General features: G+C 50.2%; 12 protein-coding genes. 8 read left to right on the forward strand and 4 right to left on the reverse strand.

What is annotated here, in order from left to right; translation table 11 throughout:
- The first annotated feature begins 30 nt into the window (after window positions 1–30).
- Together rlmI and hspQ are read left to right on the forward strand one after the other, a co-directional pair.
- A complete protein-coding gene (rlmI, locus tag C4F37_RS00785) occupies window positions 31–1,221 on the forward strand; it encodes a 23S rRNA (cytosine(1962)-C(5))-methyltransferase RlmI (RefSeq protein WP_000116317.1) in 1,191 nt (396 codons plus the stop codon).
- Between the two features lie 57 nt (window positions 1,222–1,278).
- Window positions 1,279–1,596: a heat shock protein HspQ gene (hspQ, locus tag C4F37_RS00790; RefSeq protein WP_001295356.1), complete on the forward strand. Its 318-nt coding sequence runs from the start codon at window positions 1,279–1,281 to the stop codon at window positions 1,594–1,596.
- Between the two features lie 44 nt (window positions 1,597–1,640).
- Here the strand turns inward: hspQ and C4F37_RS00795 are convergent, their stop codons facing one another.
- Entirely contained in the window at window positions 1,641–2,054 is a 414-nt protein-coding gene (locus C4F37_RS00795; protein WP_000665218.1) for a CoA-binding protein, read from the reverse strand.
- A gap of 172 nt (window positions 2,055–2,226) precedes the next feature.
- Here C4F37_RS00795 and C4F37_RS00800 point away from each other — a divergent pair, with 172 nt between their 5' ends.
- Window positions 2,227–2,889 (forward strand): DUF2057 family protein, encoded by a 663-nt coding sequence (locus C4F37_RS00800; RefSeq protein ID WP_000847791.1) that lies wholly within the window; start codon window positions 2,227–2,229, stop codon window positions 2,887–2,889.
- A gap of 95 nt (window positions 2,890–2,984) precedes the next feature.
- Window positions 2,985–3,443 (forward strand): methylglyoxal synthase, encoded by a 459-nt coding sequence (mgsA, locus tag C4F37_RS00805; protein ID WP_000424181.1) that lies wholly within the window; start codon window positions 2,985–2,987, stop codon window positions 3,441–3,443.
- Window positions 3,444–3,474: 31 nt separating this feature from the next.
- Here mgsA and helD read toward each other — a convergent pair whose 3' ends face one another.
- Window positions 3,475–5,529 (reverse strand): DNA helicase IV, encoded by a 2,055-nt coding sequence (helD, locus tag C4F37_RS00810; RefSeq protein WP_001538528.1) that lies wholly within the window; start codon window positions 5,527–5,529, stop codon window positions 3,475–3,477.
- Window positions 5,530–5,651: 122 nt separating this feature from the next.
- Between helD and C4F37_RS00815 the strand changes: the two genes are divergently transcribed.
- Window positions 5,652–6,098 (forward strand): YccF domain-containing protein, encoded by a 447-nt coding sequence (locus C4F37_RS00815; protein ID WP_001261236.1) that lies wholly within the window; start codon window positions 5,652–5,654, stop codon window positions 6,096–6,098.
- Between the two features lie 9 nt (window positions 6,099–6,107).
- Complete coding sequence (yccS, locus tag C4F37_RS00820) at window positions 6,108–8,270, forward strand: YccS family putative transporter (RefSeq protein ID WP_000875041.1); 2,163 nt, start codon at window positions 6,108–6,110, stop codon at window positions 8,268–8,270.
- Here yccS and sxy read toward each other — a convergent pair.
- A complete protein-coding gene (gene sxy / locus C4F37_RS00825; protein ID WP_000839136.1) occupies window positions 8,233–8,862 on the reverse strand; it encodes a CRP-S regulon transcriptional coactivator Sxy in 630 nt (209 codons plus the stop codon). The two genes, yccS and sxy, sit on opposite strands and share 38 nt — an antisense overlap.
- 218 nt (window positions 8,863–9,080) lie before the next feature.
- On the opposite strand from sxy, the gene sulA reads away from it, so the two are divergent.
- Together sulA and ompA are read left to right on the forward strand one after the other, a co-directional pair.
- Entirely contained in the window at window positions 9,081–9,590 is a 510-nt protein-coding gene (sulA, locus tag C4F37_RS00830) for an SOS-induced cell division inhibitor SulA (protein ID WP_000288723.1), read from the forward strand.
- Between the two features lie 355 nt (window positions 9,591–9,945).
- Window positions 9,946–10,986 carry a porin OmpA gene (gene ompA / locus C4F37_RS00840; RefSeq protein ID WP_001313715.1) on the forward strand — a complete coding sequence of 347 codons (1,041 nt, stop codon included), beginning with the start codon at window positions 9,946–9,948 and terminating at the stop codon, window positions 10,984–10,986.
- Window positions 10,987–11,063: 77 nt separating this feature from the next.
- Here the strand turns inward: ompA and matP are convergent, their stop codons facing one another.
- Entirely contained in the window at window positions 11,064–11,516 is a 453-nt protein-coding gene (matP, locus tag C4F37_RS00845) for a macrodomain Ter protein MatP (RefSeq protein ID WP_000877153.1), read from the reverse strand.
- Window positions 11,517–11,579 lie beyond the last annotated feature (63 nt).

An 11,579-nucleotide genomic window follows, 5' to 3' on the forward strand; every position in this document is an offset into this window, starting at 1 on the left:
CATTTCTTTGCATCGACAGAAAAGTAAATTATGAGTGTACGTTTAGTGTTAGCCAAAGGGCGCGAAAAATCATTACTTCGTCGCCATCCGTGGGTCTTTTCCGGGGCCGTTGCCCGCATGGAAGGTAAAGCCAGCCTCGGTGAAACCATCGATATTGTTGATCATCAGGGAAAATGGTTAGCACGCGGCGCTTATTCGCCAGCTTCGCAAATCCGGGCGCGCGTCTGGACGTTTGACCCGTCAGAGTCTATCGACATTGCTTTTTTTACCCGCCGTTTGCAGCAAGCACAAAAATGGCGTGACTGGCTGGCGCAAAAAGATGGCCTCGACAGCTATCGTTTAATCGCCGGAGAATCTGATGGCCTGCCGGGTATTACTATCGATCGTTTCGGTAATTTTCTGGTGCTGCAACTGCTGAGTGCTGGCGCAGAGTATCAGCGCGCGGCATTAATTAGCGCCCTGCAAACGCTGTACCCGGAATGTGCTATTTACGATCGCAGCGACGTCGCGGTACGTAAAAAAGAAGGGATGGAGCTGACTCAGGGCCCCATCACCGGCGAGTTGCCGCCTGCCCTGCTGCCGATTGAAGAACACGGCATGAAACTGCTGGTGGATATTCAGCACGGACACAAAACGGGCTACTACCTGGACCAGCGTGACAGCCGCCTGGCTACCCGCCGCTACGTCGAAAATAAACGCGTACTTAACTGTTTCTCCTATACCGGTGGTTTCGCCGTATCGGCATTGATGGGCGGTTGCAGCCAGGTTGTCAGCGTTGATACCTCCCAGGAAGCGCTGGATATTGCACGGCAGAACGTTGAGCTGAACAAACTGGATCTGAGCAAGGCAGAGTTTGTCCGTGATGATGTCTTTAAATTGCTGCGTACTTATCGCGATCGCGGTGAAAAATTTGATGTTATCGTGATGGACCCGCCGAAGTTTGTTGAGAATAAAAGCCAGTTGATGGGCGCGTGTCGTGGTTATAAAGACATCAACATGCTGGCGATTCAGTTGCTGAATGAAGGCGGTATTCTCCTGACTTTCTCCTGTTCCGGTCTGATGACCAGCGATTTATTTCAGAAAATCATCGCGGATGCCGCAATTGATGCCGGTCGTGATGTACAATTTATAGAGCAGTTCCGTCAGGCAGCCGATCATCCGGTGATCGCTACCTACCCGGAAGGGCTATATCTGAAAGGGTTTGCCTGTCGCGTCATGTAACTTGAAATGTGGAATTTTACCCTTATATCAAAGGTAAAGATTTCCCGGGAGGTGACTATGATTGCCAGCAAATTCGGTATCGGCCAGCAGGTCCGCCATTCCCTGTTAGGTTATCTCGGAGTGGTCGTGGATATCGACCCGGTTTATTCGCTCTCTGAACCGTCGCCTGATGAGCTGGCGGTGAATGACGAGCTTCGCGCCGCTCCGTGGTATCACGTGGTGATGGAGGACGATAACGGCCTACCGGTTCATACCTACCTGGCTGAAGCCCAGCTAAGTAGCGAATTGCAGGATGAACATCCTGAACAGCCATCCATGGATGAGCTGGCGCAGACCATCCGCAAACAACTCCAGGCCCCGCGTCTGCGTAACTAATCCCTGAACAAATCCCCGGAAGGTTTTTGCCTTCCGGGGATTTTTTATTTGGCCAGGCCCAGGCGAGGGATCTCAATAGCCGGGCAGCGATCCATCACTACATTTAATCCGGCATCCCGAGCCAGTACTGCCGCTTGCTCATTAATCACCCCCAGTTGCATCCAGAGGGTTTTCGCGCCGATGGCGATCGCTTCCTGCGCTACGCCCCACGCCGCTTCTGAATTCCGGAAAACATCGACCATATCGACTTTTTCCGGAACTTCTGCCAGCGTGCCATACCCCTGCTGGCCCAGCAGTGTTTTGCCAGCAACTTTTGGCGAAACCGGAATGACGTGATACCCCTGGTCGAGTAGATATTTCATCACGCGATAGCTGGGACGATCGGGTTTGTCGCTTGCCCCCACCAGCGCAATGGTGTGAGTGGACGTTAAAATGCCTGCAATATCGGTTTCTTTCATTATTTCCTCCAGACTGTTTAACAAAGTGTACGACAAAGCCGACATGCCAACCATGCAGCTAATACGAATGAATGAGAGCAAAAGCGGGAAATATGTCTATATGTTAGTAAGTATGATTAAAGAAAAATTTTGACACATTATTATTCGGGCGGTCTTTTGACAGGAGCTACCTATGAAAACCGGCATCGTGACCACCTTGATTGCATTATGTTTGCCGGTATCCGTTTTTGCCACCACGCTGCGGCTTTCAACCGATGTCGATCTTCTGGTACTCGACGGCAAGAAGGTTTCCAGCTCTCTGCTGCGCGGTGCGGACAGCATTGAACTGGATAACGGACCGCATCAGTTAGTGTTTCGCGTTGAGAAGACGATTCATCTTTCCAATAGTGAAGAACGGCTGTATATCTCCCCACCGCTGGTGGTCAGTTTTAATACCCAGCTCATCAACCAGGTCAATTTTCGCCTGCCTCGCCTGGAGAATGAGCGGGAAGCTAACCATTTTGATGCCGCACCGCGCCTTGAATTGTTGGATGGCGATGCGACGCCGATTCCGGTAAAGCTGGATATTCTCGCCATTACCTCAACGGCAAAAACGATTGATTATGAGGTCGAGGTTGAACGCTATAACAAATCCGCGAAACGCGCTTCACTACCGCAATTTGCCACGATGATGGCAGATGACAGTACGCTGCTTTCGGGTGTTTCCGAGCTGGATGCTATTCCACCGCAGTCTCAGGTGCTCACAGAACAACGGCTGAAGTATTGGTTTAAACTGGCTGACCCACAAACGCGAAATACTTTTCTGCAATGGGCGGAAAAACAACCATCTTCCTGAGATTTTTGTGCCTGTGCGCAGGCTTTTTCGGTCTTTCTCTTGCAGCGATAAGTGCTTACAGTAATCTGTAGGAAAGTTAACTACGGATGTACATTATGGAACTGACGACACGCACTTTACCTGCGCGGAAACATATTGCGCTGGTGGCACACGATCACTGCAAACAAATGCTGATGAGCTGGGTGGAACGACATCAACCGTTACTGGAACAACACGTACTGTATGCAACAGGCACTACCGGTAACTTGATTTCCCGTGCAACCGGCATGAACGTCAACGCGATGTTGAGTGGCCCAATGGGGGGTGACCAGCAGGTTGGCGCATTGATCTCAGAAGGGAAAATTGATGTATTGATTTTCTTCTGGGACCCACTAAATGCCGTTCCGCACGATCCTGACGTGAAAGCCTTGCTGCGTCTGGCGACGGTATGGAACATTCCGGTTGCCACCAACGTGGCAACGGCAGACTTCATTATCCAGTCGCCGCATTTCAACGACGCGGTCGATATTCTGATCCCCGATTATCAGCGTTATCTCGCGGACCGTCTGAAGTAATATTGCACAGGTGGCAAACGCCACCTGTTTCTTACGGTTTTCTCGCCACCGGCACATCCAGATTTTTCAGTATTTCCACAAAGGGAGAGGGATTCTCTTTGTTAAACAGTGCCCATACCCGATGGCGTGCCCGGGTCAGCGCCACGTACATTAACCGCCGTTCTTCAGCGTCCGGGAAATCCTCAACCGGTGGCAGTAGCGCCTCTTCCATAATCGACTCCCGCGCCGCAGCCGGAAAACCATCACTTCCCTCCTGCAAGCCAACGATGATGACGTAATCCGCCTGTTGCCCTTTGCTGGCATGAATGGTCATAAAGTCGATTTGCAACTTCGGCCAGCGTGTTGCTGCTTTTTCCAGGCTGGCAGGCCTCATGTGATGGTAACGCGCCAGGATCAGAATGCGCTCTTCCGGTTTGGCATAACCAGAGAGTTTATCCAGCAAAGCGTCAAGTTGACCCTCATCCAATAACGTGACGGCTTTTTTGTCTCCATTGGTTAAGCTGTTTAGCGGCTTTTTAAGCTGGCCTGGGTTCTGCTGAATAAACCTGTTTGCCACCTCACCGATACGACTGTTAAAACGGTAGGTCGTGTCTAAATCACAGCGATCACCTTCACCAAAGTTTTCATGGAAAGCCGTGGTAAGCGACATTTGCGCACCGCTGAATCGGTAAATCGCCTGCCAGTCATCACCAACAGCGAACAACGTCGTTTGACTATTTTGCTTGCGTAATGCCGCTAACAACGCTGCACGCTGCGGCGAGATATCCTGAAATTCATCAACCAGAATATGCTTCCACGGGCTGATAAAGCGACCTTTCTCCAGAATCACAATCGCCTGGTGAATAAGGCCCGAAAAATCGACAGCGTTTTCTGCCTTCAGCGCACCTTTCCAGGCTTTTAATAACGGGGCCATCAACTTGATACGTTTACTGAACAGATCGCGAATCTCTTCGGGTGCACTGGCAATCATTTCTGCCTGTGCACCACCGTGCATCCGCATCAGACTTACCCAGCGATCGAGGCGAGAGGCAAGACGACGCTGTAATTTTTCATCATCCCAGAAATTACCTTCTGGCACTGACCACTGCATTTCTTCCGTCAGCCATTGCCGCCAGCCCTTCGCCTGCGCTTTCTTTTCGCTGCATTGCTTGCGCCACTCAGCAATAAAAAGTTCATGACGGGCAGCGGTATCATTTTCCAGTTTGCTGACTATCGGAACTTTTTTGCTGCCCTGCTGAATAATATGCAGCGCCAGCGCATGAAACGTGCGTGCGGTAATGTCTTCGGTATGTAGTCGTTCTCGAATACGCTCGTGCATCTCTTCAGCGGCTTTGCGACCAAACGCCAGCAATAAAATTTGCTCAGGAGACGCTTCACCACGCGCCAGTAACCAGCCAGCACGGGCCACCAGCACCGACGTTTTTCCGCTTCCTGCACCTGCCAGCACTAACAGAGAATGCTCGCCATTAACGACTGCCCGGGCCTGCGCCGGATTCAGCGGTGAAGACTCGACCTGGCGGAAAAAATCCGCATACTCGGTAAGCATGGCTTCGGTATACGCCTGATTATGCTGCAACCGAGCGCCTTCAATGTCCTTCAACCAGGCCTGACATTTACGCCACGCCTCACGGCAGTTATCGAATTCTTCCAGTCGGTTAACCGGCAATGGTAACGCCGACAAAGCCTGGCGGATTTGTTGCTGCACGCCAGAGGTTTGCTCACGCGTCAGCCATTTATTTTCTCCGGTGCGCGTGGCAATCAAATCCAGTTGCTGACGTAAAACGCCAGACGCAATTTCGCTCATCTCGCCACTCCACCGCCGCCAGTGAGCATCAAGATGATGGTAAAAACGCTGCGTCTCGCCCCATTCGGTGCCGTGCAGACGCACCACTTTTTCGTCCGGCAGTACAAACTCCAGTTCGCCCCATACCAGACCGCGCTTACAGTGAATCGCCAGTAATTGATTGAAAGGAATAAGGTATTCGTGGCGATCGCCGGAGACTTTAATCCCGGCATTGAGGATCACCGCCCGATCGTAAGGGTGCTGTGCCAGACGTTTTCCAAGCGTTGTCGCTTTCAGTTCCATGACTCTGTAGATCCACACGAAATTATTTCTTATCAGTGTAACCGTCAGAGAAAACGTGCTCCAGCCCAAAAAAACGTTACAATTGCCGCCCATTACTGAAAACCACAGTAAAGCGAGGTTTTATGCGTACCGTTTTGAACATTCTGAACTTTGTGCTTGGCGGATTTGCCACCACTCTGGGCTGGCTGTTGGCGACTCTGGTCAGTATTGTGCTGATTTTTACCTTACCACTGACACGATCCTGCTGGGAGATCACCAAACTGTCTCTGGTGCCTTATGGCAATGAAGCTATTCATGTCGATGAACTGAACCCGGCTGGCAAAAATGTGCTGCTAAATACTGGCGGTACGGTATTGAATATTTTCTGGCTGATTTTCTTTGGCTGGTGGTTATGCCTGATGCACATTGCAACGGGCATCGCACAATGTATTTCCATCATTGGCATTCCTGTCGGTATTGCGAACTTTAAAATTGCCGCTATTGCACTATGGCCGGTCGGTCGTCGCGTGGTATCGGTAGAAACAGCGCAAGCTGCGCGCGAAGCCAATGCTCGTCGTCGTTTCCAATAATCCACTAATATGGCCTTTATGCTAAGTCCTTTGCTCAAACGCTATACCTGGAACAGCGCCTGGCTGTATTACGCGCGTATTTTTATTGCGCTTTGTGGAACCACAGCGTTTCCGTGGTGGCTGGGTGATGTAAAACTGACGATTCCGCTGACGCTTGGGATGGTGGCAGCGGCGCTGACCGATCTCGATGACCGACTGGCGGGACGTTTGCGTAACCTCATCATTACGCTGTTCTGCTTTTTTATCGCCTCGGCCTCAGTAGAATTGCTGTTTCCCTGGCCCTGGCTATTTGCGATTGGCTTAACGCTCTCTACCAGCGGCTTCATTTTGCTCGGCGGTCTGGGTCAACGCTATGCAACAATTGCCTTCGGTGCATTGCTGATCGCCATTTACACTATGTTGGGAACATCACTGTATGAGCACTGGTATCAGCAGCCAATGTATCTTCTGGCCGGTGCCGTCTGGTACAACGTCCTGACACTTATTGGTCATCTGCTGTTCCCGGTCCGCCCGCTGCAGGACAACCTGGCGCGTTGCTATGAACAACTGGCGCGTTATCTTGAGCTCAAGTCGCGCATGTTTGATCCTGATATTGAAGATGAAAGCCAGGCACCGCTGTACGATTTGGCTCTCGCCAACGGTCAGCTGATGGCGACATTGAATCAGACGAAACTCTCGCTGCTGACCCGCTTACGTGGCGATCGTGGTCAACGAGGAACGCGTCGCACACTGCATTATTACTTTGTCGCACAGGATATTCACGAGCGTGCCAGCTCTTCTCATATTCAATATCAAACATTGCGTGAACATTTTCGCCACAGCGACGTGCTGTTCCGTTTTCAGCGGCTGATGTCGATGCAGGGCCAGGCGTGCCAGCAACTGTCACGCTGTATTTTGCTGCGTCAGCCTTATCAACATGATCCGCATTTTGAGCGCGCTTTTACGCATATTGATGCTGCGCTGGAGCGGATGCGCGATAACGGCGCTCCTGCTGATTTACTCAAAACACTGGGATTTTTACTGAACAATTTACGTGCCATTGATGCCCAACTGGCAACAATTGAATCAGAACAGGCCCAGGCACTGCCCCATAATAATGACGAAAATGAGCTCGCTGATGACAGCCCGCACGGATTGAGTGATATCTGGCTGCGTCTTAGCCGTCACTTCACGCCGGAATCCGCCCTCTTCCGTCATGCGGTAAGAATGTCGCTGGTGTTGTGCTTCGGCTACGCCATCATTCAGATAACCGGAATGCATCACGGGTATTGGATCTTGCTGACAAGTTTGTTTGTCTGCCAGCCAAACTATAACGCCACGCGCCACCGGCTGAAGTTAAGGATTATTGGTACGCTGGTAGGTATCGCAATTGGTATTCCTGTGCTGTGGTTTGTGCCATCACTGGAAGGGCAGCTGGTGCTGCTGGTTATTACCGGCGTGCTCTTTTTTGCCTTCCGTAACGTGCAATACGCCCATGCAACGATGTTCATCACACTTTTGGTGCTACTGTGTTTCAACTTGCTGGGTGAAGGTTTTGAAGTGGCGTTACCTCGCGTAATCGATACGCTGATTGGTTGTGCCATTGCGTGGGCGGCAGTGAGCTACATCTGGCCTGACTGGAAGTTTCGCAATCTGCCGCGAATGCTCGAACGCGCCACAGAGGCCAACTGCCGGTATCTAGATGCCATACTGGAACAATACCATCAGGGGCGTGATAACCGTCTGGCGTATCGTATTGCCCGCCGCGATGCACACAACCGTGATGCTGAACTGGCGTCGGTGGTATCAAATATGTCCAGCGAACCGAACGTTACCCCGCAAATTCGCGAAGCCGCGTTTCGGTTGCTGTGCCTTAACCATACGTTTACCAGCTATATCTCAGCCCTCGGTGCTCACCGGGAGCAGTTAACTAATCCTGAAATTCTGGCGTTTCTTGATGACGCCGTTTGCTATGTTGATGACGCGCTACATCATCAACCTGCTGATGAAGAACGCGTCAATCAGGCATTAGCTGGCCTGAAACAGCGGATGCAGCAACTTGAACCACGGGCAGACAGCAAAGAACCTCTGGTCGTACAACAAGTTGGGTTATTGATTGCATTACTGCCAGAGATTGGTCGTCTGCAACGCCAGATTACTCAAGTTCCGCAGGAAACTCCTGTTTCGGCGTAAGAGAGTCAGCCCATTCTGCAAGCTCCTGGCGGCGTGCCACCGGGAGCGCAGCTTCATGAATGCCGATAATGGCCCCTTCAAGCATAAACAGAATCTTTTCTGTCACCAGACTGTTTTGCTGCCGCAGTCGCAACCAACACATTTTTGCCCCAAGTATACGTAACGCCCGTACATCCTTAATCCCCACCTCCCCGAGAATCGCTTCCAGATGAAAAGACATATTGGGCAAATCTTTCAGTCTTTCCCGAATATTGCGCGTGCTTTTCTCTTTCAGCGCTGCATCGAGAGAATATTTCGACAGACGCACCAGCTTCAGTTGATTTCGCCATAGACTTTCATCAACCCGATAGTAATTGAGGGTAACGGATCGGCCACACTTTTTATATGTCAGCCAGACAGGCGGATGTTTTACACAGTACGGTGCACTTTGCTCACAAGCCCGAAGATACAACTCACCATCAGAAACCATCGCAAACACCGTGTCGTCAACGGTTAGGCTGTAACTACCAAACAATGATCGGTATTCAATTGTGCCCAACGTTGCCAGGTATTCTTGTGATTTATAGATCCGCTTATAGGAGAGGCTTTTCATAAAATTCCTTTTAAAATCATAACATAAAAGAATGATTCACATTAACGGATCCGTTAACTACGAAAATAGGCAACTTATTCTTAAGGGGCAAGATTAATTTATGTTTTCCCGTCACCAACGACAAAATTTGCGAGGCTCTTTCCGAAAATAGAGTTGATCTTTGTCGTCACTGGATGTACTGTACATCCATACAGTAACTCACAGGGGCTGGATTGATTATGTACACTTCAGGCTATGCACATCGTTCTTCGTCGTTCTCATCCACAGCAAGTAAAATTGCGCGTGTCTCTACGGAAAACACTACAGCCGGGCTTATCAGTGAAGTTGTCTATCGCGAAGATCAGCCCATGATGACGCAACTTCTACTGTTGCCATTGTTACAGCAACTCGGTCAGCAATCGCGCTGGCAACTCTGGTTAACACCGCAACAAAAACTGAGTCGCGAATGGGTTCAGGCATCTGGGCTACCCTTAACGAAAGTAATGCAGATTAGCCAGCTCTCCCCTTGCCACACCGTGGAGTCAATGGTTCGCGCTTTACGCACGGGCAATTACAGCGTGGTGATCGGTTGGTTGGCAGATGATTTGACTGAAGAAGAGCATGCTGAACTTGTTGATGCGGCAAATGAAGGTAACGCTATGGGGTTTATTATGCGTCCGGTAAGCGCATCCTCTCACGCAACGAGACAACTTTCCGGGCTAAAAATTCACTCTAATTTGTATCATTAAGTAAATTTAGGATTAATCCTGGAACTTTTTTTATCGCCCAGCCAATGCTTTCAGTCGTGACTAATTTTCCTTGCGGAGGCTTGTCTGAAGCGGTTTCCACGATTTTCTTCTGTAAATTGTCGCTGACAAAAAAGATTAAACGTACCTTATACAAGACTTTTTTTTCATATGCCTGACGGAGTTCACACTTGTAAGTTTTCAACTACGTTGTAGACTTTACATCGCCAGGGGTGCTCGGCATAAGCCGAAGATATCGGTAGAGTTAATATTGAGCAGATCCCCGGTGAAGGATTTAACCGTGTTATCTCGTTGGAGATATTCATGGCGTATTTTGGATGATAACGAGGCGCAAAAAATGAAAAAGACAGCTATCGCGATTGCAGTGGCACTGGCTGGTTTCGCTACCGTAGCGCAGGCCGCTCCGAAAGATAACACCTGGTACACTGGTGCTAAACTGGGCTGGTCCCAGTACCATGACACTGGTTTCATCAACAACAATGGTCCAACCCATGAAAACCAACTGGGCGCTGGTGCTTTTGGTGGTTACCAGGTTAACCCGTATGTTGGCTTTGAAATGGGTTATGACTGGTTAGGTCGTATGCCATACAAAGGCAGCGTTGAAAACGGTGCATATAAAGCTCAGGGCGTTCAGCTGACCGCTAAACTGGGTTACCCAATCACTGACGATCTGGACGTATACACTCGTCTGGGTGGTATGGTATGGCGTGCAGACACTAAATCCAACTTTGATGGTAAAAACCACGATACCGGCGTTTCTCCGGTCTTCGCTGGCGGTGTTGAGTATGCGATCACTCCTGAAATCGCTACCCGTCTGGAATACCAGTGGACCAACAACATCGGTGACGCACACACCATCGGTACTCGTCCGGACAACGGCATGCTGAGCCTGGGTGTTTCCTACCGTTTCGGTCAGGGCGAAGCAGCTCCAGTAGTTGCTCCGGCTCCAGCTCCGGCACCGGAAGTACAGACCAAGCACTTCACTCTGAAGTCTGACGTTCTGTTCACCTTCAACAAAGCAACCCTGAAACCGGAAGGTCAGGCTGCTCTGGATCAGCTGTACAGCCAGCTGAGCAACCTGGATCCGAAAGACGGTTCCGTAGTTGTTCTGGGTTACACTGACCGCATCGGTTCTGACGCTTATAACCAGGCTCTGTCCGAGCGTCGTGCTCAGTCCGTTGTTGATTACCTGATCTCTAAAGGTATCCCGGCAGACAAAATCTCCGCACGTGGTATGGGCGAATCCAACCCGGTTACTGGCAACACCTGTGACAACGTGAAACAGCGTGCTGCACTGATCGATTGCCTGGCTCCGGATCGTCGCGTAGAGATCGAAGTTAAAGGCATCAAAGACGTTGTAACTCAGCCGCAGGCTTAAGTTCTCGTCTGGTAGAAAAACCCCGCAGCTGCGGGGTTTTTTTTTTGCCTTTAGTAAATTGAACTGACTTTTGACAGTTATTCCTTACCCAGCAATGCCTGCAGATCCTGCTTCAAAGAAGACATTTTATTCGCGTATTTCTCTTTGTTTTCCGCATCTTCAATCAGCTGAACAATCGTTTCAGAAAGCGTTTTACCGCGACGCTGCGCAAGGCCAGCCAGACGTTGCCAGACGATAAATTCCAGATCGATCGATTTTTTGCGCGTATGCTGGTGTTCTGCATTAAAATGGCGCTTCCGTCTGGCCCGAATGGTCTGCTTCATGCGATTGACCAGTTCCGGATTCATATGCTTGTCAATCCAACCATTTACCAGCACGGGTTCATTTTCCAGCGAGAGCAACTCATCGACGGCTTCCTGGGCGGCACTGGCTTCTATGTAACGGGTGATTAACTCCCCTTCGCGGTGCTTCTTCACCAGATACTTCCATTTCCAACCGCTTTCAAGATTTTCAAGTTGTTGATATTTCATAGCGATCTCAATGTTACCGTGTAACTCTTTACAGAATATCAGCTTTTTAGGCCAGTGAAGAAA

This window comes from Escherichia sp. R1 (assembly GCF_003000935.1).
GTDB lineage: Bacteria > Pseudomonadota > Gammaproteobacteria > Enterobacterales > Enterobacteriaceae > Escherichia > Escherichia coli.